Origin of the sequence: Haloferax sp. Atlit-6N (assembly GCF_003383195.1) — an archaeon.
Taxonomy (GTDB): Archaea; Halobacteriota; Halobacteria; order Halobacteriales; family Haloferacaceae; genus Haloferax; species Haloferax gibbonsii.
This window is the reverse complement of the sequence record NZ_QEQJ01000001.1, coordinates 715,215-735,832: the sequence shown is the minus strand read 5'-3', so window position 1 is coordinate 735,832 and position 20,618 is coordinate 715,215. Positions and strand designations below refer to the sequence as shown.

Here is a 20,618-nt window from a genome sequence, read left to right as displayed (position 1 = left end):
CGATTCGGTTTCTTTTATTCTCGCAGTAACTCGCCGAGCGCCGACGCCAGCTCCTCGGAGCGCCTGAGCGTCAGGCCGTCGGTGGTGACGAACACGCCCTTGTCGTCGGCCGTCACCCGGGTGAGGTACCCGTGGTCGAACGCACGGACGGTGTATCGGTAGTTCCCGAGTTCGGAGCCGCGGTAGGTGGTCCGCGCCTGAAATCCGTCGGTCTCGTGTTCGACGAACCCGGTGAGGTCGGCGTCGGCTTCGAGGTCGCTTCGGAGGTATATCTGGTCGCAGCGGTCGTGCGTGAAGTACGTCACGCTCCTGAGGTCGTCGCCGACGACGGTTCGACAGGTTCGGACGAACGACTCGGCTCGCGACTCGGGGAGCAGTTGCGTCTCGAGTTCCATCGTATATGTGTCATGCGTTGGCATGACATAATATCATCGCCGGATGGGAGGACGGTAGGGTTTTGCGGCCGGAGTCCGACCCTCCGTGTATGGTACGTCGCCTGGTTCTCGGCTGCGGGTCGCTCGGCGGGAACCTCGTCGGGCTACTCGCCGACCGCGGGGGGACGGTAACGGTCGTCACGGACCGGAAGGGCCGCGCCGATGACCTCCGCTCGGACGGCATCGCCGCGAGGGAGGGCGACCCCGCAGACCCGTCGAACTACCCCGACGCGGTCGACCTCGTCATCGTCGGCGGGCAGTCCTCGGCGCCGAACCTCGACGCGGCGCGCGCGGCCCGCGACCGATTCCCCGACGCGCCGCTCGTCGTCTACCTCGGCGACGACGCGGACCCGTCGGTCCGCGCCGACATCGACGCGATCGCCGACGAGGTCATCGACCCGCGTCGAATCGTCTCCGGGCGAATCCTCGACGCCGTCGGCACGTCGCACACGGAGCGGTTGAACCGCCTGATGCGGGTCCTCCGAAACCTCGACGGCAGGCTCGCGGTCGTGATGCACGACAACCCGGACCCCGACGCCATCGCCGCGGCGCTGGCGTTGCAGGCCATCGCCCGGCGGGCGAGCGTCGACGCAGACGTGTGTTACTTCGGCGACATCTCTCATCAGGAGAACCGCGCGCTCGTGAACCTCCTCGATTTGGACCTTCGGGTTCTCGACGAGGTTCCGGCGGACGACGAGTACGCCGGCTTCGCGCTCGTCGACCACTCCCGACCGGGCGTCAACGACCGCCTGCCGCCGGAGACGACCATCGACATCGTCATCGACCACCACCCGCCGCGCGCGCCGGTCGAAGCGGCGTACGTGGACCTCAGACGCGGCGTCGGCGCGACGAGCACGCTGCTCGCGGAGTATCTCGAACGGCTCGGAATCGTCCCCGACACGACGGTGGCGACGGCCCTCCTGTTCGGGATTCAGGTCGACACCAACGACTTCACGCGGGAGGTCTCGACCGCCGACTTCGAGGCCGCCGCCTTCCTCATCCCCCACGTCGACGTGGACCTGCTCGAACGGGTCGAGACGCCGAGTCTGACCTCGGAGACGATGGAGACGCTCGCCCGCGCCATCTCGAACCGCGACGTTCGGGGGAACGTCCTCACGACGAACGTCGGCGACATCCGCGAGCGGGACGCGCTCGCGCAGGCCGCCGACCACCTCCTCGGGATGGAGGGCGTCGAGGTGACGGTCGTCTACGGCCTGATGGACGGCACCGTCTACGTCTCCGGTCGCGCCCGCGGGGCGAAAGTCGACCTCGGTGAGACGTTCCGCGACGCCCTCGGCTCTATCGGGAGCGCCGGCGGCCACGCGGACATGGCGGGCGCACAGATTCCACTGGGCATCCTCGACGACGTGGGCGACGACTCGCGGGAGTCGCTCGCCACCATCGTCACGGACATCGTCGCCGGGCGGATGTTCGAGACGCTGGAGCACGCGACGCCGACGCCGAGTCTGGATACCGACGTGGCCTTCGAGTACCCGCTCGATGAGTGAACGCCCACACGTTTTTGCCGACGGTGGCCCTATGGGGTGGGAGATGAGTACCAAAGCGACCGTCAAGGAGTACATGACGCGCGAGGTCCAGACCGTCTCTCCGACCGACACGGTCGCGGACGTCGCCCAACGCATCGCAGAGAGCGACGGGCACAACGGCTTTCCCGTCTGCGACGGACGCAAGGCCGAGGGATTCGTCACGGCGCGCGATATCCTCCTCGCCGACGACGCCGCCCCCATCGAGACGGTGATGGCGACGGACCTCGTCGTCGCTCACCCCGAGATGGACGTGAACGACGCCGCCCGCGTCATCCTCCGGTCGGGAATCCAGAAGCTCCCGGTCGTCGACGACGCGGGCAACCTCGTCGGCATCATCTCGAACACCGACGTCATCCGGAGCCAAATCGAGCGCGCGACGCCGGAGAAAGTGGGCAAACTCATGCGGACGCTCGAACAGATTCACGGCATCACGGTCCACCAAGAGCGCCGCACGGTCTCGCTTTCGAACCTCATTCCCACGCAGGCCCGCGTCTACGCCGACGAACTCGACGGTCGACGGTATGAACTCGAACGCGGCCTCGCGGAGCCGCTCGTCGTCATCGACAACAACGGGACGCTACTCCTCGCCGACGGCCACCACCGCGTCCTCGCGGCCGACCGAATCGGCATCGAGGAGATGGACGCCTACGTCATCGTCGTCGACGACCCCGTCGAACTCGGCATGCAGCGGACCGCCGAAAAGGAGGGCCTCAAATCTATCTCGGACATCGACATCGTCGACTACGCGCGACACCCGCTGGTCGAGACGACGCGCCGGCTCCAGTAGCCCAGTTCAGTTCTCCACGTCGTACTCGTCCTTCCACGCCTCGACGGTCTCGCGGGCCTCGGATTCCGACTCGAACCGCTCGCCCTCGTAGCCGCGGCCCTCGGCGGACTGATAGAGTCGGTCGACCCTGACGTGCCACGCGTTCGGCCCGCGACGGAGCCGAATAGTCGCGTGGCCGTCACTCCGCTCCCACTCCACGATGCGGTCGTCTCGACGGACCTCCGTCCAACTCATACCGGTGGATGTCGTCCGAGCCCGAAGTGCTTACCCATCCACCAGCGTCGAGGCGTCGACCGTCGCCGAGGCGGCCGGGCGCGTCTCCGCGCCGCAACTCGGGCAGACGGCGTATCCGAGGCGGTCGTAGGGGACCTCCGGAGACGGGCGTTCCAACCCACACTCCTCGCACGTGAAGTACGAGACCCATTCGAAGGACATACTGACACTCAGGATTGTCAACGTATTAATTAATCACCGCTTACCCTCCGAGACGGAGGGTATCGGTGCGGTTATTCGACTCCCCGCCAACGGAGAGACGATGACAGTCGAGAACCCGCGTCGGGCGCTCGGGGTGGTCTTTTTCATCGTCTTCGTCGACCTCCTCGGCTTCGGTATTCTCATCCCGGTGATTCCCCTGTACGCGCTCTCGTTCGGGGCGACGGAGTTCGTCGGGAGCCTGCTCATCGCCTCCTACTCGGCGATGCAGTTCCTCGCCGCGCCCTTCCTCGGTCGCCTCTCGGACTCCCGCGGTCGGCGACCCGTGCTCCTCCTGTCGCTCACGGGAAGCGTGCTCGCGTGGCTCCTGTTCGGCGTCGCCGGGTCGCTCGCGGTGCTGTTCGCCGCCCGGATGCTCGCGGGCGCGATGGGCGGCAATATCGCCACCGCACAGGCGTACATCGCCGACATCACCGCGGCGGACGAGCGTGCAAAGGGGCTCGGTCTCCTCGGGGCCGCGTTCGGCCTCGGCTTCGTGTTCGGCCCCGCGCTCGGCGGCTTCTTCGCCAGCGAGCCGGTCGTCGCGGCCGCCCGGGGCCTCCTGCCCGCGTTCGTCCCCGTCTCCGAGTTCTCGCTGCCGAGCTTCGCCGCCGCGGCCATCACCGGAACGAACCTCGTCGTCGCGTTCTTCGTCCTGCCCGAGTCGCGGCCGCCCGAAGCGCGCGGGACGCCGGCCGGGGACCGCGAGTCCCGCGTCCAACAGCTCCTTTCTGCGCTCCGGTCGCCCGGGCTGGGCACGCTCGTCGCCTCCTTCTTCCTCGTCTCTTTCGCCTTCTCGGCGCTCGAAAGCCAGTTCATCTTCCTCACCAACGACCAGTACGGCTACGGCGCGACCGAGAACGCGATTATCCTCACCTACGTCGGCGTCGTCCTCGCGGTCGTTCAGGGCGGCCTCGTCGGCCCGCTCACCGACCGCTTCGGCGAGTACCGGCTCGCGGTCGCCGGCGCGGGGATTCAGGTGCTCACGCTCGCGGCCGTCCCCTTTTCACCCCAACTGGGCGCGTTCGTCCCCGACCTCGGAAGGATACTTCCAGTCGGTCCCGTCCTCCCGGCGGGCGTGCTCGCGCTCCTCGTCGTGATGACGCCGCTGTCGTTCGGCAACGCCCTCACGAACGTCTCCTTGAACACGCTCGTCTCCCGTTCGGCGACGGACGACGAGCAGGGCGGCGCGTTCGGCCTCACCCAGAGCGCGGGGAGCCTCGCCCGGACGTTCGGGCCGGCGCTGGCCGGCGGGCTCTACACGGCCGTCGCGTTCTGGGCACCGTTCGTCGTCGGCGGCGCGCTGATGATTCCGATTCTCGTGCTCCTCGGACGGCTGGACCGCGAGGCGGTCACGTCGGCGACGGCGTGAAAAAAGGACGCGGAACGGCGAAGTGAGTCGCCGGTCCTTACGCGGGGGTCGGGCCTTCCGGGGCCGACGAGTCGTCGTCGGACCGGAACTGCGAGACGAGGTCGAGCGAGTCGTCGGCGCTTCCGAGTAAGAACAGCGAGTAGTACCGGAAGTAGGTCACGACGGGCATCTGGACGACCGCGCCGACCGCGATGGCCGCGAGGACGAACAGGAGCCCGAGCGCGCCGAAGACGACCAGTCCGACCGTCGAGGTCAACGCGACGTTCGCGGCGTTGAGCGCGAGGAACGCCCCGCCGCCGACGATGGCGAAGGGGATGGCGACGACGAGCAGGGCGAGGAGGGCCGCGATGCCGATACCGATGCTCGCGAGGATGCCGAGGATGAACCGGACGATGACGTACAGCCCGAACTCGGAGAACTCGGCGCGGAACACCGGGACGACCCGCCCCCACGACGAGAGGAGGGTGCGGTCTTCGGCCATCATCGTCGGGACGACGAAGTCGGTCGTCAACTGCATGACGATGGCGACCACGAACACCAACAGGAGCCCGAGCAGTACGAGCGGGATGGCGAAGAGGGCCACCGCGGGCGTGAACGCGACGGAGCCGAGGAACACCGCCGCGACCGGGATTCCGATGACTGCGAGCACGGCGACGAGCAGGCCGACTTGGAACCCGAACAGCCTGACGCCGAGCCAGAAGCGCTCGCGGAACGGTTCGCGGATGCGCACGTCCTTGGAGACGACGGCGTCCACGAGGACGAACTGCATCACGGAGCCGACGAACGACCAGAGGATGATGAGGATGATGCCGACCACCAAGAGCGCGATGACCGCTGCGAGGACGTTTTCCGGCGTCACGAAGCCGGGCAGCGAGTCGACCGGGATGTCGGTCGACCCGCCCCCGGTCGGGGTGGTCGTTCCGGTGTTGCTTCCGGCACCGCCGCTCCCGCCGAGGCCGCCGACGAAGAGGGCGATGAGTGCGAGGCGCGCCCATCGACCCGCGTCGAACGGGAGGAGGAGCGACGCCGTGGCGTCACGGGCGTCGTCGAGGGCGTCGATTGCTTTCCAACTCATAGCTGACAATGCGACGCCTCGCGAGATAAAGGTGTTCGAGAGCTAAGGTATCAGTTCGCTCGGTGGACTTTCTCGGGGGTGCGGAGGCAGTTACTCGGTGACGGCGGCCAGCGGGTCGAGGTAGCCGGCCCCGTAGTACGCCTTGTCGGAACCCTCGGGTACGGTCGCGGTGCGGCCGAGTTTCGACGCGACCTGATTCGCGTTCAGACCCGGTTCGACCGACCGCACGAGCGCGACGGCGGCGGCGACCTGCGGCGCGGCCATCGAGGTGCCGGCCTTCCAGCCGTAGCCGTTCGCCGAGCCGACGTAGTTCCCGTCGTCGTCGTAGGCGGGCGTCGAGACGGTGTTGTAGACGAGGTCGTAGAACCACGTCTCGGGGTGGGTCTCCTGCGCGGAGAGGAGGGCGTCGCCGCCCGGCGCGGCCACGCCGACGGCGTTGGTTCCGTAGTTCGTGTAGAACGCCGGCGTCTTCGGTCCCTCCTCGGCGTCGCCCGCGTCGAAAGCGGTCCCTTTGGGTCCGGTCGCGCTGACGCTGAGCGCCTGCGCCCCCTCGTTGGGGAGGCTGATGATGCCGCCGTCGTGCTGGAGGTCGGCGCTGTCGTTGCCGGCGGCGACGACGACGACGGTCCCCGAGCGGTTGGCGTGGGTCAGCGTCTTGTTCAGCACGTTCCCGTAGAACTGCCCTTCGCCCTGTCGCGGGACCGGGTAGGAACCGAGGCTGAGGTTCGCGGCGTCGCAGCCGATTTCGGCGCTGTAGACGAGGGCCGCGAGGATGTCGGCGAACGAGGCCAGCGTGTTCGGCGAGAACACGCGGCAGTCGACGACTTCGGCCCCCGGCGCGGAGCCGACGACGCCCGTCTCGTTTCGGTCGTTCGCGGCGACGATGCCCGCGACGTGGGTGCCGTGGCCGCCGCCCGCGGGGACGCCCGCGCCGAAGCCGTCGCCGGTGAAGTTCCGCGAGAGCGACGCGTTGACCGCGTGTTCGAGGTCCGGGTGGTCGGCGGCGACGCCGGTGTCGATGACGGCGACGCGCGCGCCCTCCCCGCGGGTCACGTCGTGGACCGCGGGAATCCGCTGGCTCTGTTTGTCCCACTGCGCGGCGTAGCCGGGTTCGTCGACCGCATCGGCCGGACCCGCGTCCTCGACCGCCGGCCCGTCGAGCGTTATCTCCACGTCGGGCGCGTAGGCCGCGTTCAGGGCGGAGACGGCCGACTCGCTCCCCTCGACGACCACCACGCCGGCCGGCGAGAGTCGTAGACGACCTCCAGGTCCGCGCTCGTCGCCGCCGACGCGTCGCCGCCCCCGAGGTCGACGATGAACCGGTCGGTCCGCTCGGCCGCGACGACGGTCGACCCGGCGGCGACCCCACCGAGGAGGGAACCACTCAGTTTCAGGAACGTCCGCCTGTGTTGCTGACGCATACCAGACACCGCGGCCGTGAAAAACATAGTTGTTACGGCACATTTTTGAGTTTAAAATAATTCCCCGAAAAACCACAACGTCGTACCGGAGCCGACACGCTCAGGGGAGTCCGGGTCGAACGCTCGGCCCACATGGTAGGTGTCGAAACCGCGCTCCGGCTCGGCGGCGGCCTCGTGTTGTTGCTCGCGAACGCCTTCTTCGTCGTCTCGGAGTTCGCGATGACGCGCGTGCCGCAGTTCGACGAGTCCGCCTTCGAGGGGTCTCGCGGCCTCGAACTCGCGTGGGAGATGACCGAGCGACTGGAGGTGTACCTCTCGGGCTGTCAGGTCGGGATTACCATCGCCAGCGTCGGCCTCGGCGTCGTCGCCGAACCGGCCGTCGCGGCCACCTTCGACGCGGTCCTCGGCGGCGGCGGGTCGGCGGGTTCCCACACGTCGCTGTCGGTCGGACTGGCGCTCGTCGTCATCAACCTCTCGCACGTCGTCCTCGGCGAGCAGGTGCCGACGTACCTCGGCGTCGAGCGCTCTCGCACGGTGGCGAAGTACACCGCGCCCGTCCTCTACGGCTGGACGAAGCTCATGTACCCGGTCATCGTCGTCGCCGACTGGCTGGCAAAGCGCCTGCTGTCGCTCGTCGGCGTCGAGATAACCCGGTCGTGGCAGGAAGCCGAAATCGACGAGGAGGAAGACGGCGACGGCTCCGCCGGCGAGGGACCCCGCCTCAGCCGCGGCGAGGTCCGAAGCCAGATGGGCGACATCCTCGCGCAGGGCTCGCTCCCCGAGGACCGCCGCGAGGAGGTCCTGAACGCGCTTCGCATCGGCGAGTTACCCGTCCGCGACGTGATGGTCCCCGCGGACCGCGTCGTCGCGCTCTCGGTCGACGCGAGCACCGACGAGAGCCTCGAACGAATCCGGGCGAACCCCCAGCACTCGCGGTTCCCGCTCGTCGGCGACTCGCTCGACGACGTTCGGGGCGTCGTCTACGCGCCGACGGTCCTCTCGAACATCGACCGCCTCCAGTCGGGCGACCGCCGCCTCGAAGACATCGCCGCGCCCCCGCTTTCGGTTCTCTCGGACCTCTCGGTCAGCGACCTCATCGACCGCTTCCAGGCGGAGAATCAGGAACTCGCCATGGTCCGCGACCCCGAAGGCGGCTCCGTGGTCGGCCTCGTGACCGCCTCCGACGCCTTCGAGTCCATCACCGGCCAGCTCTACGACCCGCTCGACCTCGGGGCGTAGGCCGCCCGCGGGACGCCCTCGTACCGGCTCCACCCGATGGTTCGCGCCTCGACGCGCTCTCGCGGACCGCCCACGCTTTTCATCCGCCGCCCGTATCCACTCGCATGACGCCCTTCGAACGACGGACCCGCGCGTGTCAGGAACGATTGGCCGACGCGGACGCCGACGCCGCCGTACTGTTCCCCAGTCGAAACCTGCTGTACCTCTCGGGCTTCGACGAGGAACCCGCGGAGCGCCACCTACTGCTTTTCGTCCCCCGCGAGGGCGACCCGGTGTTTCTCGTCCCCGACCTCTACGAGACGCAGGTCCGAACCGAGTCGTGGGTCGGAGACGTGCGCACGTGGAGCGACGACGACGACCCGCGTGACGCCCTCGCCGACGTGGTCTCGAATCTCGACCTCGCCGGCGGGCGCGTCCTCCTCGACGACACGATGTGGGCGCGCTTCTCGCAGGACCTCCGGACGGCGCTCCCCGACGCCGACTTCGGGCTCGCGAGCGAGGTCGTCGCCCCGCTCCGCGCGCGGAAGGACGACGCCGAACTCGACGCGCTCCGCCGCGCCGGCGCGGCCGTCGACCGCGCGGTCGAGCGCGTCCGCGACATGGGCGCGGACGCCGTCGGTATGACCGAAAACGAACTCGCCGCCGAAATCGAGCGCCTCCTCGCCGACGAGGGCGGCGAGGGGATTCCCTTCGGCCCGCTCGTCGGCTCCGGCCCCAACGGCGCGATGCCCCACCACAGCCACGGCGACCGCGTCATCGAGTCGGGCGACCCGGTCGTCCTCGACTTCGGCACCGTCGTCGACCACTACCCGAGCGACCAGACGCGGACCGTCGTCTTCGCCGGCGAGCCGCCCGCGGAGTTCGCCGAGGTCCACGGCGTCGTGCAGGCCGCACGGACCGCGGCCGTCGAGACCGTCGAACCGGGCGTCGCCGCCGGCGACGTCGACCGCGCGGCCCGCGAGGTCATCGAGGAGGCGGGCTACGGCGACCGCTTCATCCACCGGACCGGCCACGGCGTCGGCCTCGACGTGCACGAGGAACCCTACATCGTCGCCGGGAGCGACCGCGAACTCGAGGTCGGGAACGTCTTCAGCGTCGAGCCGGGAGTCTACCTCCCCGACGAGTTCGGCGTCCGAATCGAGGACCTCGTCGTCGTCACCGACGACGGCGCGGAACTCCTGAACGACACCGACCGCGGCTGGCGCTGTTAGGCGCAAAGCTGTTAACTTCCTGACTGACGTGGCGGGCGTATGGTCTCCCGACAGACGCTCGTCGTCACCGCCTTCGTCCTCGCCGCCCTCCCCGTCGCGTATCTCGTGGAGGCGGCCACCGGGCAGTTCACGGTCTCGTTTCTCGCACTCCTCGCCGTCGGCGTCGTTGCGCCGTCGCTCGTCAACGACTACCTCGACGGGCGCGAGCGCGACGGAAACGGAGTCTGAATCCGGATTCCGAAAAAGCAGTAACGCAGTCGACGCTATCGGCGCGTCGGTCGTTACTCGTCGTCGCCGTCGGCCGCGCCGTCACCGGAGGGTTCGATGTTCCCGATGATGGCGTCGATGTCGGCGTGCTCGTACAGCAGGTCGCGCATCCGGTTGACCGTGCGCTCGTCGCGGGTGCGCCCCGTGCTGACGATGTCCTCGGCGCGGTCGGTCACGGAGAGCGTGTCGCCGTTGACGAGGAGGACCGGAACGCCCTTCTCTTCGGCCTTGCCGATGACGGCCCCGACGGGTCGGTGGCCGCCGGTGAGGATGATGCACTTGACGCCGGGGGCTTCGAGCGCGGCGCGCTGGATGTTCGCGCGGTCGCCGCCGGTGATGACCGCGGCGTTCTTCGTGCGGCGGAAGTAGCGAAGCGCCGCGTCGCCGCCCATCGCGCCGACGAGGAAGCGCTCGACGAAGGCGTCCGTCGGCGCGTCGGTCGCGAAGTCCGCGCCGAGTTCGTTCGCGAGTTCCTCGACGGTGACGCCCGCGAGGTCCTTTTCGGTCGGGACGACGCCGAGGACGGGGACGCCGCGGGCTTCGAGGAACGGCGCGACCTCCGTTTCGAGCTCGTCGTAGGAGGCGTCGCTCACGCGGTTGAAGACGACGCCCGCGAGGCGGTCGGGGCCGATGTCTTCGACCGCCGCGACCACGTCGTCGAGGTCGCTCGGGTGCTGGTAGTCGGCGACGAGGATGACCTCGGCGTCGAGGAGGTTCGCCACGTCGCCGTCGGTGAGGTCCACGATGCCGCCGGTGCGGTAGGAGCCGCCTCCCTCGACGAGCATCAGGTCCTTGCCGGCCGAGATGTCCTCGAAGTGGTGGGAGATGACCTCCGAAAGCTCCTCGGCGTTCTCCTTGCCGCGGACCGCGCCCTGGATGAACGTCGGGGAGTAGACGACGGGTTCGAGCTGGTGCATCTCCGCGTCGATGTCGAGCAGTTCGCGGGCGAGCATCGGGTCCTCGTCGAGGGTCTTGCCGGTGCTGGACTGCAGGCGGGTGCCCTTGGGCTTCATGTAGCCCACGTCCAGTCCGCGCTCCTTGGCGAGGACGCCGAGTGCGAGCGTGATTGCGGTCTTCCCGGTGCTTTCTCCGGTCGAGGTGACGAGTACCGTGTTCATTGTTGAATGGTAGGGTGGTGAAGTGTTTAAAGTTCGTCCGGGTCGACGGTGAGTCGAACGTCGACGGCCTTCACGCCGTCCGGTAGCGCGACGAGCGGGTTGATGTCGAGTTCGAGGATGGCCGGGAAGTCGGTGACCAGTTGGGAGAGCCGCTGGATGGTCTCCGTGATGCCGCCGATGTCGACCGGGTCGTTCCCGCGGGCACCGCGGAGCATCGGCGCGGCGTCGATCTCCTTCGTCATGTCCTCGGCTTCCGCCTCGGAGACGGGCGCGACGCGGAACGTCGTGTCCTCGAGGATTTCCACGAAGATGCCGCCGAGGCCGAACATCATGAGCGGGCCGAACTGCGGGTCGCGGTTCATGCCGACGATGGTCTCGACGCCGTCGTCGAGGTTCACCATCTCCTGGACCTGCACGCCGAGGATGTTGGCGTCGGGCTGGTAGTTCTTCGCGCGGGTGATGAGGTCCTCGTAGGCGTCGTAGACCTCCTCGTTTTCGACGCCGACCTTGACGCCGCCGATGTCGGACTTGTGGAGGATGTCCGGGCTGACGATTTTCATCACGACGTCGCCGTCGATGCGCTCCGCGACGTCGAGCGCGTCGGCGGGGTCGTCGACGATGTCGCCCGTCGGCGTCTCGATGCCGTAGGCGTCGAGCAGTTCCATCGCCTCGACGCCGAGGCGGGTCTCGTCGCGCTCCTTGACGGTTTCGAGGATGTCGCGGGCGCGCTCGCGGTCCACGTCGAACTCGGTGGGCGCGTCGTACTCGCGCTGGCGGATGTCGGCGTACTCCGAGAGGGCTTCGAGGCCGTCGACGGCGCGCGAGGGGTCGAAGTAGTTCGGGATGCCGGCGTCTTTCATCACGTCGGAGGCGGCGTCGACGCGCTCGCCGCCCATGAAGCAGGCGGCGATGGGCTTGTCGTACTCCTGTTGGAGTTCGACGGTGTCGGCGGCGAGCTGGTTGTAGTCGAGGACGGCCGTCGGACAGGTCAAGACGAGCGCCATGCCGACGTTGTCGTCGGCGAGCGCCACGTCGAGGGCCTCCTTGAACCGGGCGTTGTCGGCGTCGCCGACGATGTCGACCGGGTTGTAGATGTTCCCCTCGGCGGGCAGCGACTCGGAGAAGGCTTCGAGCGTCTCGTCGGTGAAGTCGGCCATCTTCAGATCCGACTCGCCGATGGCGTCGGTCGTCATGACGCCGGGGCCGCCGGCGTTCGTGATGACGGCGACGTCCTTGTTCTCGGGGAGCGGCTGGTCGCCCAGCACGCGGGCGGTGTCGAACAGGTGCTGGACGGAGTCCGCGCGGATGACGCCAGCCTGTTCGAGGCCGGCCTCGTAGGCCGCGTCGGAGCCGGCGATGGTGCCGGTGTGCGAGGAGGCGGCCTGCGCGCCGGCGTCGGTCTTGCCGGACTTGACGAGGACGATGGGCGTGTCCTTCGTCACGTCGCGGGCGGAGTCGATGAACTCGCGGCCCGCCGAGATGCCTTCGAGGTAGCCGATGATGACCTCGGTGTCGGGGTCGTCGTTCCACGCCTCGATGAAGTCGGCCTCGTCGAGGACGGCCTTGTTACCCAGCGAAACGATGTCCTTGAAGCCGATGTCCTCGTCGTTGGCCCAGTCGATGACGGCCGTGATGAACGCGCCCGACTGGCTCATGAAGGACATGTTGCCGTCGAGGGCCATGTCGGGGCCGAACGTCGCGTTCATGCCGACGTCCGTGTTCATGATGCCCAGGCTGTTCGGGCCGACGACGTTGAGGTCGTACTCCTCGGCGATGTCGCGGAGTTCCTGCTCGCGGGCGGCGCCCTCGCTGCCCGTCTCGCCGAAGCCGGCGGTGATGACCACCACGTTCTCGATGCCCGCTTCCCCGGCGGACTTCATCGCGGGGAGGACGACCTTCGGGGGAACGACGATGACCGCGAGGTCGGCGTTCGTCTCGCCGACGTCGCCGTAGCACTGCAGGCCGAACAGTTCGTCGTACTTGGGGTTGACCGGAACGACCTCACCGTCGAACTCGTCGATGAGGTTGTCCATGATTGCCCGCCCGATTGCTCCTTCGCGCTCGGTCGCACCGACCACCGCGATTCGGTTCGGCGCGAACAATTCGGATAGCTCTCCCATTGGTTGTTGATTCCCGTCATTGACTGATAAACTCGGTGGTGTGGGGCGTCTCACGGCCTTTGGTGGCACGATACAGTAGCGCAATTAATCGGTATGGTTCGTGATTTATACCACAGAATTGGGCCGGTTACGCTCGTCAGTAGGGGGTCGACACCGCCGGCCCGCGGCGGCCAAACACATAATGTCATCCCCTGAAAACGATGGGTTGTGTCGAACCCCTCCCCCGACGCGCCGCTTCATCGGTCCACCGGCGCGAAAGTCGCCGTCGTCGTCTTCCTCGTGTTGACGCTCGCCTACGCGCTCCTCATCGCCCAGCAGATTCTCGCGTGGGTGTTCCTCGTCGTCACCGTCGTCGTCCTCTGGTACGCCGCTCGGCTCGTCGTCGCCATGGAAGAAATCGCGACACAGCTCGGCCGCCTCGCCGACGAGCGCACCGAGTCCCGCGACCGCGGCGACGAATCAAGCTGAGATTAAATCACGGCGGACGCACCCGCACCCGAGACTGTCTCGCCGGTGAGCGAGTCGAACGAGGAACGGACGTTTCGACCCGCAGCCCGCCGCTCCGTCCGGTTTCTCCGAGTATCGGCGAAATCGGAGGGTTCCGATTACGAGATAATTTTATTCACGGTTCTTCTATTCTTAACTAACTGTCGGGCGCGCGATGTTCCACCCGGAACAATGTACCCGTTACAAGTCACGTTGACAGAGTCCATCGCAGAGTTGACTAACGCCGTGCTCGCGTTCGTCCCGCGGCTCGTGGGCGCGCTCTTAATACTCATCGTCGGCTGGTTCATCGGCAGCATCGCCGCCCGACTCATCACGCGGGTCGCCGACCGCGTCGAGGTCGACAAGGCGGTGTTGGCGACGCCCGTCGGGAAGATTCTCGGCGGGACCGAAAAGGCCGTCTCGGGCGCGTTCGGGACGCTCGGTAAGTGGTTCGTCTACGCCATCGCCGTCCTCGCGGCCGCCGACGTGCTCGCGGTCGACCTGTTCTCCGAATGGGTCTCGACCGCGGCGTCGTACGCGCCGTCGTTCGTGGCCGGCCTGCTCGTCATCGTCCTCGGGTTCGTCGTCGCCGACTTCATCGGTGACGCCATCACGCGGACCCGCGCCGCGACCGAGACGCCGTACACGAGCGTCTTCGCGGTCGGAACCCGGATGTTCCTCTACTTCACCGCCGTCGTCATCGGTCTGAGCACGATGGGCATCGACGTGGCCATCCTGTTCACCATCGCGCAGGCGTTCGCGTGGGGCATCGCCGCGGCCCTCGCCATCGGCGTCGGCGGCGCGGTCGCCTTCGGCGCGCGCGACTACGTCTCGGCCAACGTCGAGCGCTGGATGGGTTCGGCCCGCTCCGTCGCGGCCACCCCCGTCTCGCCCATGGGCGGCGACAGCGACTCGCCGGAGGGCGCGTCGCCGGCCGACGACTGAACACGCTCCGCCCGGTGCGCTCGGTACGAGTGTACCGCGGAACCGACGTCTTTTCTTCACCGTCTATCGCCGGCGAGCAATCGCTCTCGACGACGAATATATCAGAATGCAGATTATAAATACGACGGGGATTTTTGGCCCGTCTAAATCAGTAGAGCGCAGCTATCTGCAATTCATATTTTAGGCCAACCAAAAGTATATGGAATATGATAATACTTATCGGCACCGAATGATTACGTTCGGTATGGACCAGTTTTCTGCGCTCGCGTTCGTCTTTCTCGCCGGGCTCGTCACGGCCATCGCGACCGGACTCGGCGCGATTCCGTTCTTCTTCGTCTCCGACGTGAGCGACCGCTGGAACGTGGCGCTGTGGGGCATCGCCTCGGGCATCATGGTGTCGGCGTCGCTGTTCGGACTCGTCTTCGAGGGCCTCGCCAACGGGACGCCGCTGCAACTCGGTATCGGGATGCTCGCGGGCGTCGCGCTCGTCCTCGTCGCCCACCACGTCATCGAGGGCGCGGAGGTCAACCCCAAGCAGTACGAGGAGGCCGACTTCCGCAAACTGCTGTTGATTCTCGGCATCCTCACCGTCCACAGCTTCCCCGAGGGCGTCGCCGTCGGCGTCTCCTTCGCCGACCTCGGCCTCGACGGCGGCTTCCAGCTGTTCGGCTTCGTCGTCCCGCTGCTCGCGGTGTTCATGACTATCGCCATCTCGATTCACAACGTCCCCGAGGGGCTGGCTATCTCCATCCCGCTCCGGTCGATGAACGTCTCGAACTGGAAGCTCGTCTGGTGGGCCATCTTCTCTAGTCTGCCCCAGCCCATCGGCGCGGTCATCGCCTTCTACTTCGTCCGCATCGCGCGGGAGTTCCTCCCGTTCGGCTTCGGCTTCGCCGCGGGCGCGATGGTCTTTCTCGTCCTCACGGAGTTCATCCCCGAGGCGCTCGAACTCGGCGAGCGCCTCCCGCGCGGCGGTCGGGTCGAACTGCTCGCCGGACTCGCCGCCGGCTTCGCTATCATGGTCCCGCTGGCGTTCATCTGAGCGCCGCGGACCCGCCACGACGGCTCAGACGCGCGGCTCTCGCCTTCGACTCGGAACGGCAGAGAAAACAGCGACCGCGAACTCGACTTAGTGCGAGTGGCCGAGCGCGTCCGAGAGCGGGACGCCGAAGCGCTCTTCGAACAGCTCTTCCATCTTCTCGTTGATTTCGGCGATGTCGGCCGGCGCGCCGCCCTCGCTGTGGTGAGCGACGACGTGGGCCTGCTGTGCGAACGCCTGCACGACGACGTCGGCGACGACGTCGGTCGGGTCTTCGCCCTGCTCCGAGAAGATGTCGACGAGGCCCGCGGGGAGTTCGAGCGCTTCGGTGTCTCCGTCCGGTCCTTCGATGGTGTACGTCTCAGTTTCGACCATGCCCCCACGTGGGGTCGGCCGCGGGTTAAGGCTTGAGTTTGCGGGCGCGTCGGACGCCCTCGCGAGCGCCCCCGAGCGCCGCGGGCGGGTGGTGCGCCGGCTCAGTCGGTCCGCGGAATCGCCGCCGTGCCCGCCGCGAAGAACGCGACCGCGAGCACCGCGAGCACCGCGAGGTTGGTGACCCAGTCGCCGCCGCCGTAGGTGAGCGACCGGACGCCGCGGGCGAAGTACGTGAGCGGCGAGAGATTCAGCGCGGGGACGAACCACGGCGGGAGCAGGTCGGGCGTCACGAACGTCTCCGAGAGGAAGAGCAGGGGAAGCGCGATGGCGTTGCTCGCGGCGATGACGCCGTCCTGCGAGTCGGCGACGCTCCCGATGACGGCCCCGAGGCCGCAAAACAGCGTCACGCCGAGCGCGACGAAGGGGACGATGGCGAGCGTCGCGGGCGTCAGCGGAATCGACGCGCCGGTCACGAGCGCCGACAGCGCGAGGAGCAACAGCGCCGCGAGGCCGATGACGACGACGTTGACGAGCGAGTGCGCGAGGAGCCACTCGGCCCGAGACAGCGGCGTCGTCGCCAGCTTCTCGAAGCGGCTTCCCTCGCGGTGGCGCGCGATGGTGCTACCCACGCGCGACAGCGGGGTGAACAGCACGACGACCGCGAGGTAGCCGGCGATGTAGTACTCCTTCGGCTCGGCGAACAGGCCGCCGCCGGTCGGCTGGGTCTGCACGAGCGCCCCGAAGATGACGACGATGATGGCGGGGAAGAAGAACGTGAAGAACACCGCCGTCCGCCGCCGGAGGAACGCGTGCCACGAGGCGACGAACTCAGCGCGGACGCGGGCGGCGAGGCTCATCTGTCACCTCCGACCGCGGCGGCCGCGGCGGGCCGGGCCGCCTCGAACTGCTCGCCGGTCAACGAGAGGTAGACCTCTTCGAGGCCGGGCTGTTTCCAGACGAGCGACTCGTAGACGACGCCCGCGTCGTCGAAGGCGGCGACCACGTCGCCGATGTCGCGCGGGCCGACGCCGTGGACGGTGATGCCGTCTCCCGACACCGTCGCGTCGAGCGCGGCCGGGAGCGACACCGACCCGAGGGCCGCGTCGGCGTCGCCGTCGGTCCGGACCACGAGGCGGCTCTCGCCGCCGTACTCGGCGACGAGGTCGTCCGGCTCGCCGACCGTGACGAGTTCGCCCGCGTTGAGCAGGCCCACGCGGTCGGCGAGGCGCTCTATCTCTTCCATCGAGTGGCTGGTGAGAAACACCGTCGTCCCGCCGGCGGCGAGGTCCTCGACGAGCCCCCACAGCGACCGGCGGCCCGCGGGGTCGATGCCGGTCGTCGGCTCGTCCAAGAACAGCACGTCGGGGTCGTTGACGAGCGTCAGGGCGATGCAGGCGCGGCGCTGTTGGCCGCCCGAGAGGTTCTCGTACCACGTGTCGGCGGCGTCGGCGAGGCCGACCTCGTCGAGCACCGCGTCGGGGTCGCGGGCGTCGTCGTAGAGCCCAGCGTAGTAGGCCACGAGTTCGCGGGCGGAGAGCCGACCCGCGGGTCGGAACTCCTGCGGGAGGACGCCGAGGCGCTGGCGGTCGACCTCGGTCGGGTCGCGCCCGAGGATGGCCGCCGACCCCGAATCCACCGCGGTCGTGCCCGTGAGGGCGCGAACCAGCGTCGTCTTCCCCGCGCCGTTCGGACCGATGAGGCCGAAGACCTCTCCCTCGGCGACCGACAGGGAGACGCCCGAGAGCGCCTCCACGTCGCCGTAGGACTTCCTGAGGTCGTCGGCGGCGAGTACCGCGTCCATGTCGTACCCGTCGTCACTATCGGGTGGTAAGGGATTCGGAATCGCCGCTCGATTCGAGTCGCGGGGCCGTGGGCGAACGGGAGAGGGCTCGCCAGCTCGGTCGTAGCAAGCCTTACTCCGGTCGCGCCGCTCTACGTCGACATGAACGGTTCCCGACGCGATTTCCTCGCCGCGACCGGCGCGACCCTCCTCGGCGGCCTCGCGGGCTGTGCGAGCGCCCCGACCGACGACGGAGCCGGGGGAACGACCGACAGCGACGCGACGCCAGACGAGACTGACGGGGCGACCGCGACCGCGAACGGCGGGTCCGACGGCTCACTCGCGGGCCTCGAAGTCGCCTACGAGACACTGGCGACCGGGTTCGCCTCGCCGGTCGACGTTGCCGTCCCCGAGGCGTTCGGCGGGTCGCGGCGGTTCGTCGTCGACCAGCCCGGTCGAATCTGGCTGCACGACGACTCGGGACTACAGAGCGAACCGTACCTCGACATCACCGACCGCGTCGTCGACCTCAACGGCTACGACGAGCGCGGCTTCCTCGGCGTCGCCTTCCACCCCGATTTCGCCGACAACGGGCGGCTCTACCTGCGGTACAGCGCCCCGCGACGCTCGGGGACGCCCTCGAACTACAGCCACACGTTCGTCCTGAGCGAGCTGACGGTCGACCCCGAGGCGACGACGGTCTCGGCCGACACCGAGCGGGTGCTGCTCGAACTCCCCGAACCCCAGTCGAACCACAACGCCGGAGCCGTCGCGTTCGGCCCGGACGGCTACCTCTACGTCGCCACGGGCGACGGCGGCGGCGCGAACGACGAGGGGCGCGGCCACGTCGACGACTGGTACGACGCCGTCGCGGGCGGCAACGGACAGGACGTGACCGAGAACCTCCTCGGGAGCGTCCTCCGCATCGACGTCGACTCGACCGGCGGCGTCTCCGGCGACGACGACCGCCCGTACGGAATCCCCGAGGACAACCCGCTCGTCGGCTCCGACGGCCTCGACGAGCAGTACGCGTGGGGGCTCAGAAACCCGTGGCGGCTCTCGTTCGACGGCGAGGACTGTTACGTCGCCGACGTGGGACAGGGCGCGTGGGAGGAGGTGAACCTCCTGGAGCGCGGCGGCAACTACGGCTGGAACGTCCGCGAGGGCGCACACTGCTTCCGCGCCGACGACTGCCCGACCGAGACGCCCGACGGCGCGCCGCTTCTCGACCCGGTGCTGGAGTACCCCCACAGTGGGGACGGGCCGTCCGGGGTAGCCGTCATCGGCGGCCACGTCTACCGCGGCGAGTCGATTCCGGCGCTCTCGGGCGCGTACGTCTTCGCCGACTGGCAGTCCGAGGGGAGACTGTTCGCCGCCCGCCCGAGCGAGTCGCGGCCGTGGGACATCGCGGAGATTCCCGTGACGGACCGCGACGACGGCGGGACGAACGTCCTCGCGTTCGGCCGCGCCCCCGACGGCGAACTGTACGTCTGCACCAGCGGGCGGCCGATTGTCACCGGGTCGTCGGGCGCGCTGAACCGGTTGACCGGCGTCTGAGGTCGGGGGCAGGTCGTTCCAGCGCCCGCGACTCAGGCGTCGCCGTCGACGTTGACTCGCCTGCCCGTCGTCGCCGACTCGTAGGCCGCCTCGGTCAGCGCGGTCACTCGGAGAGCGTCCTCGGCCGGGATGGCGAGGTCGGCCTCGTCGCGCGCGGCGTCCACGAAGTTCCGGAGCTTCTTCCGGGTCAACTCCTCGAAGTCGGGCGTCGGCGGCGTGGCGGTGTAGGTCATCCCCCCCTCGGCCACCTCGATGGTCTCGCCGTCGAAGGCGACCATCCCCTCGGTGCCGATGACGCGGAGCGACTCGCCGGGGTCGGGGACGCTCTGTCCGTCGCCGGAGACGCCCACGCTCGCGGTGAGGCGGTCGCCGTCGCGGTCGAGGACGACCGCGAGCGCCGAGTTCACGTCCACGTCGTGGCCGCGGTGGTCGACCGCCGCGGCGACCGTCACCGGTTTCGAGCGCGTCACCCAGAGCATCGCGTCGAGGAGGTGCGACCCCGAGTCGTACAGTTGGCCGCCGCCCGACAGCGACGGGTCGCCGCGCCACTCGTCTTTCGTCCAGCGAATCCACTCCTGTTCGAGGTGGCAGACCACCATGTGCGGGTCGCCGATGCGACCGCTGTCGACGACGCGCCGCAGTTCGTGGAACCGCGGGTCGAAGTGCCGCTGATAGCCGACCGCGAGCGTGAGGCCGCGTTCCTCGGCGCGGTCGACGAGCGCCCGCGCGCCGCCGAGGTCCGTCACCATCGGCTTTTCGAGGTGGACGTGGAGGTCGGCGTCGAGCGACGCGAGCGCCTGGTCGAAGTGCTTGGTGTGCGGCGAGGCGATGGTCACCGCGTCGAGGAACTCGGCGTCCAGCAGTTCCTTGGTCGTCTCGTAGATCGGCACGTCGAACTCGTCTCCGAATCGCTCGCGAACCTCGTCTACGGGGTCGACGCCGGCGACCACGCGCACGCCGTCGAGTTCGTTGAGGAGGCGGCATTCCAGCACGCCGAGGCTTCCGAGGCCGATACCTGCGACTCTGAACATGCCGTACCAGTCGCGGGGAAGCCGCAAAAGCGTGCGGGCGAGTCGCAAGGAATTACCGGGGGACCGGCGTGGGTCGGCTATGGACGACGCAGTCCTCCAGCGGTTCGCCGTCGTACTCGCGTTGGTCGGGGGGGTCCTCCACGTCACGTCGCTCGCCGAGAACCCGTCACAGGGGTTCGTCACCGTGGGGTTCGCGGTGCTCCTCCTCGCGCTCGCGCTCGGCGGCGCGCCGGTCGCGCGCGAACTGTTCGAGACGGACGCGACCCGTGCCGAATCGCCCGACGCCGACGAACAAGGCTGAACGTCTCGCCGCTACTCGCACGCTTTAGTCGCCCGCCGTCGT

At 68.5% G+C, this 20,618-nt stretch carries 23 protein-coding genes; 11 read left to right on the top strand and 12 right to left on the bottom strand.

The genetic code is table 11. The annotated features are described in order from the left end of the window. Positions 1–14 precede the first annotated feature (14 nt). Positions 15–395, bottom strand: a complete 381-nt coding sequence (locus DEQ92_RS03795) for a hypothetical protein (RefSeq protein WP_115820432.1) — start codon at positions 393–395, stop codon at positions 15–17. Between the two features lie 89 nt (positions 396–484). On the opposite strand from DEQ92_RS03795, the gene DEQ92_RS03790 reads away from it, so the two are divergent. Beyond that, the gene (locus tag DEQ92_RS03790; RefSeq protein ID WP_004977634.1) at positions 485–1,942 is read left to right on the top strand and encodes a DHHA1 domain-containing protein; all 1,458 of its coding nucleotides are present in this window, start codon (positions 485–487) and stop codon (positions 1,940–1,942) included. A gap of 43 nt (positions 1,943–1,985) precedes the next feature. Further along, on the top strand, positions 1,986–2,768 hold the full coding sequence (locus tag DEQ92_RS03785) for a CBS domain-containing protein (RefSeq protein WP_004977633.1): 783 nt from the start codon (positions 1,986–1,988) through the stop codon (positions 2,766–2,768). Positions 2,769–2,774: 6 nt separating this feature from the next. Here the strand turns inward: DEQ92_RS03785 and DEQ92_RS03780 are convergent, their stop codons facing one another. Together DEQ92_RS03780 and DEQ92_RS23740 are read right to left on the bottom strand one after the other, a co-directional pair. Beyond that, positions 2,775–3,002: a hypothetical protein gene (locus tag DEQ92_RS03780; RefSeq protein ID WP_004977632.1), complete on the bottom strand. Its 228-nt coding sequence runs from the start codon at positions 3,000–3,002 to the stop codon at positions 2,775–2,777. Between the two features lie 30 nt (positions 3,003–3,032). Beyond that, on the bottom strand, positions 3,033–3,203 hold the full coding sequence (locus DEQ92_RS23740; protein WP_004977631.1) for a hypothetical protein: 171 nt from the start codon (positions 3,201–3,203) through the stop codon (positions 3,033–3,035). A gap of 100 nt (positions 3,204–3,303) precedes the next feature. Here DEQ92_RS23740 and DEQ92_RS03775 point away from each other — a divergent pair, with 100 nt between their 5' ends. Further along, positions 3,304–4,611, top strand: a complete 1,308-nt coding sequence (locus tag DEQ92_RS03775) for a tetracycline resistance MFS efflux pump (RefSeq protein ID WP_004977630.1) — start codon at positions 3,304–3,306, stop codon at positions 4,609–4,611. Positions 4,612–4,648: 37 nt separating this feature from the next. Here DEQ92_RS03775 and DEQ92_RS03770 read toward each other — a convergent pair whose 3' ends face one another. The 3 genes from DEQ92_RS03770 to DEQ92_RS24055 form a co-directional block, all read right to left on the bottom strand. Beyond that, the gene (locus DEQ92_RS03770; RefSeq protein WP_115820431.1) at positions 4,649–5,686 is read right to left on the bottom strand and encodes a hypothetical protein; all 1,038 of its coding nucleotides are present in this window, start codon (positions 5,684–5,686) and stop codon (positions 4,649–4,651) included. 90 nt (positions 5,687–5,776) lie between these two features. Continuing rightward, positions 5,777–6,922: a S8 family serine peptidase gene (locus DEQ92_RS03765; RefSeq protein WP_233516823.1), complete on the bottom strand. Its 1,146-nt coding sequence runs from the start codon at positions 6,920–6,922 to the stop codon at positions 5,777–5,779. Continuing rightward, the gene (locus tag DEQ92_RS24055; protein WP_233516822.1) at positions 6,880–7,107 is read right to left on the bottom strand and encodes a hypothetical protein; all 228 of its coding nucleotides are present in this window, start codon (positions 7,105–7,107) and stop codon (positions 6,880–6,882) included. Before DEQ92_RS24055 ends, DEQ92_RS03765 begins: the two co-directional genes overlap by 43 nt. Positions 7,108–7,239: 132 nt before the next feature. Here DEQ92_RS24055 and DEQ92_RS03760 point away from each other — a divergent pair, with 132 nt between their 5' ends. The 3 genes from DEQ92_RS03760 to DEQ92_RS03750 all read left to right on the top strand — a co-directional run bounded on the left by DEQ92_RS03760 (position 7,240) and on the right by DEQ92_RS03750 (position 9,785). Next, on the top strand, positions 7,240–8,346 hold the full coding sequence (locus DEQ92_RS03760; protein WP_004977627.1) for a hemolysin family protein: 1,107 nt from the start codon (positions 7,240–7,242) through the stop codon (positions 8,344–8,346). Between the two features lie 104 nt (positions 8,347–8,450). Continuing rightward, the gene (locus DEQ92_RS03755) at positions 8,451–9,557 is read left to right on the top strand and encodes a Xaa-Pro peptidase family protein (RefSeq protein WP_115820430.1); all 1,107 of its coding nucleotides are present in this window, start codon (positions 8,451–8,453) and stop codon (positions 9,555–9,557) included. A 39-nt stretch (positions 9,558–9,596) separates the two neighbouring features. Beyond that, a complete protein-coding gene (locus DEQ92_RS03750) occupies positions 9,597–9,785 on the top strand; it encodes a hypothetical protein (protein WP_004977625.1) in 189 nt (62 codons plus the stop codon). A gap of 53 nt (positions 9,786–9,838) precedes the next feature. Here the strand turns inward: DEQ92_RS03750 and DEQ92_RS03745 are convergent, their stop codons facing one another. Together DEQ92_RS03745 and DEQ92_RS03740 are read right to left on the bottom strand one after the other, a co-directional pair. After that, the gene (locus DEQ92_RS03745) at positions 9,839–10,942 is read right to left on the bottom strand and encodes a phosphotransacetylase family protein (protein ID WP_115820429.1); all 1,104 of its coding nucleotides are present in this window, start codon (positions 10,940–10,942) and stop codon (positions 9,839–9,841) included. Between the two features lie 26 nt (positions 10,943–10,968). After that, positions 10,969–13,062, bottom strand: coding sequence for an acetate--CoA ligase family protein (locus DEQ92_RS03740; RefSeq protein WP_115820428.1), 2,094 nt, complete (start codon positions 13,060–13,062; stop codon positions 10,969–10,971). A 207-nt stretch (positions 13,063–13,269) separates the two neighbouring features. Here DEQ92_RS03740 and DEQ92_RS03735 point away from each other — a divergent pair, with 207 nt between their 5' ends. From DEQ92_RS03735 to DEQ92_RS03725, 3 genes are all read left to right on the top strand, one after another. Next, a complete protein-coding gene (locus DEQ92_RS03735; RefSeq protein ID WP_115820427.1) occupies positions 13,270–13,530 on the top strand; it encodes a hypothetical protein in 261 nt (86 codons plus the stop codon). 210 nt (positions 13,531–13,740) lie between these two features. Further along, complete coding sequence (locus tag DEQ92_RS03730; RefSeq protein ID WP_004977620.1) at positions 13,741–14,493, top strand: hypothetical protein; 753 nt, start codon at positions 13,741–13,743, stop codon at positions 14,491–14,493. 244 nt (positions 14,494–14,737) lie between these two features. Continuing rightward, positions 14,738–15,535, top strand: a complete 798-nt coding sequence (locus tag DEQ92_RS03725) for a ZIP family metal transporter (protein WP_004977619.1) — start codon at positions 14,738–14,740, stop codon at positions 15,533–15,535. An 87-nt stretch (positions 15,536–15,622) separates the two neighbouring features. Here DEQ92_RS03725 and DEQ92_RS03720 read toward each other — a convergent pair whose 3' ends face one another. The 3 genes from DEQ92_RS03720 to DEQ92_RS03710 all read right to left on the bottom strand — a co-directional run bounded on the left by DEQ92_RS03720 (position 15,623) and on the right by DEQ92_RS03710 (position 17,708). Continuing rightward, on the bottom strand, positions 15,623–15,907 hold the full coding sequence (locus DEQ92_RS03720) for a hypothetical protein (protein WP_004977618.1): 285 nt from the start codon (positions 15,905–15,907) through the stop codon (positions 15,623–15,625). Between the two features lie 101 nt (positions 15,908–16,008). Then, on the bottom strand, positions 16,009–16,764 hold the full coding sequence (locus DEQ92_RS03715; protein ID WP_115820426.1) for an ABC transporter permease: 756 nt from the start codon (positions 16,762–16,764) through the stop codon (positions 16,009–16,011). Beyond that, complete coding sequence (locus DEQ92_RS03710; RefSeq protein WP_115820425.1) at positions 16,761–17,708, bottom strand: ABC transporter ATP-binding protein; 948 nt, start codon at positions 17,706–17,708, stop codon at positions 16,761–16,763. Before DEQ92_RS03710 ends, DEQ92_RS03715 begins: the two co-directional genes overlap by 4 nt. A gap of 141 nt (positions 17,709–17,849) precedes the next feature. Between DEQ92_RS03710 and DEQ92_RS03705 the strand changes: the two genes are divergently transcribed. Beyond that, positions 17,850–19,244 (top strand): sorbosone dehydrogenase family protein, encoded by a 1,395-nt coding sequence (locus DEQ92_RS03705; protein WP_115804688.1) that lies wholly within the window; start codon positions 17,850–17,852, stop codon positions 19,242–19,244. Between the two features lie 32 nt (positions 19,245–19,276). On the opposite strand, the gene DEQ92_RS03700 is transcribed toward DEQ92_RS03705, so the two are convergent. Then, a complete protein-coding gene (locus DEQ92_RS03700; RefSeq protein WP_115820424.1) occupies positions 19,277–20,275 on the bottom strand; it encodes a Gfo/Idh/MocA family protein in 999 nt (332 codons plus the stop codon). Between the two features lie 79 nt (positions 20,276–20,354). Here DEQ92_RS03700 and DEQ92_RS03695 point away from each other — a divergent pair, with 79 nt between their 5' ends. Further along, complete coding sequence (locus DEQ92_RS03695) at positions 20,355–20,576, top strand: hypothetical protein (RefSeq protein ID WP_115804690.1); 222 nt, start codon at positions 20,355–20,357, stop codon at positions 20,574–20,576. The last annotated feature ends 42 nt before the right edge of the window (positions 20,577–20,618 follow it).

Bases quoted from the DNA above. Each gene is read 5' to 3' on its own strand.
- DEQ92_RS03795 (WP_115820432.1), bottom strand. From the start codon at position 395: ATGGAACTCGAGACGCAACTGCTCCCCGAGTCGCGAGCCGAGTCGTTC.
- DEQ92_RS03790 (WP_004977634.1), top strand. From the start codon at position 485: ATGGTACGTCGCCTGGTTCTCGGCTGCGGGTCGCTCGGCGGGAACCTC.
- DEQ92_RS03785 (WP_004977633.1), top strand. From the start codon at position 1,986: ATGAGTACCAAAGCGACCGTCAAGGAGTACATGACGCGCGAGGTCCAG.
- DEQ92_RS03780 (WP_004977632.1), bottom strand. From the start codon at position 3,002: ATGAGTTGGACGGAGGTCCGTCGAGACGACCGCATCGTGGAGTGGGAG.
- DEQ92_RS23740 (WP_004977631.1), bottom strand. From the start codon at position 3,203: ATGTCCTTCGAATGGGTCTCGTACTTCACGTGCGAGGAGTGTGGGTTG.
- DEQ92_RS03775 (WP_004977630.1), top strand. From the start codon at position 3,304: ATGACAGTCGAGAACCCGCGTCGGGCGCTCGGGGTGGTCTTTTTCATC.
- DEQ92_RS03770 (WP_115820431.1), bottom strand. From the start codon at position 5,686: ATGAGTTGGAAAGCAATCGACGCCCTCGACGACGCCCGTGACGCCACG.
- DEQ92_RS24055 (WP_233516822.1), bottom strand. From the start codon at position 7,107: ATGCGTCAGCAACACAGGCGGACGTTCCTGAAACTGAGTGGTTCCCTC.
- DEQ92_RS03760 (WP_004977627.1), top strand. From the start codon at position 7,240: ATGGTAGGTGTCGAAACCGCGCTCCGGCTCGGCGGCGGCCTCGTGTTG.
- DEQ92_RS03755 (WP_115820430.1), top strand. From the start codon at position 8,451: ATGACGCCCTTCGAACGACGGACCCGCGCGTGTCAGGAACGATTGGCC.
- DEQ92_RS03750 (WP_004977625.1), top strand. From the start codon at position 9,597: ATGGTCTCCCGACAGACGCTCGTCGTCACCGCCTTCGTCCTCGCCGCC.
- DEQ92_RS03745 (WP_115820429.1), bottom strand. From the start codon at position 10,942: ATGAACACGGTACTCGTCACCTCGACCGGAGAAAGCACCGGGAAGACC.
- DEQ92_RS03740 (WP_115820428.1), bottom strand. From the start codon at position 13,062: ATGGGAGAGCTATCCGAATTGTTCGCGCCGAACCGAATCGCGGTGGTC.
- DEQ92_RS03730 (WP_004977620.1), top strand. From the start codon at position 13,741: ATGTACCCGTTACAAGTCACGTTGACAGAGTCCATCGCAGAGTTGACT.
- DEQ92_RS03725 (WP_004977619.1), top strand. From the start codon at position 14,738: ATGGACCAGTTTTCTGCGCTCGCGTTCGTCTTTCTCGCCGGGCTCGTC.
- DEQ92_RS03720 (WP_004977618.1), bottom strand. From the start codon at position 15,907: ATGGTCGAAACTGAGACGTACACCATCGAAGGACCGGACGGAGACACC.
- DEQ92_RS03715 (WP_115820426.1), bottom strand. From the start codon at position 16,764: ATGAGCCTCGCCGCCCGCGTCCGCGCTGAGTTCGTCGCCTCGTGGCAC.
- DEQ92_RS03710 (WP_115820425.1), bottom strand. From the start codon at position 17,708: ATGGACGCGGTACTCGCCGCCGACGACCTCAGGAAGTCCTACGGCGAC.
- DEQ92_RS03705 (WP_115804688.1), top strand. From the start codon at position 17,850: ATGAACGGTTCCCGACGCGATTTCCTCGCCGCGACCGGCGCGACCCTC.
- DEQ92_RS03700 (WP_115820424.1), bottom strand. From the start codon at position 20,275: ATGTTCAGAGTCGCAGGTATCGGCCTCGGAAGCCTCGGCGTGCTGGAA.
- DEQ92_RS03695 (WP_115804690.1), top strand. From the start codon at position 20,355: ATGGACGACGCAGTCCTCCAGCGGTTCGCCGTCGTACTCGCGTTGGTC.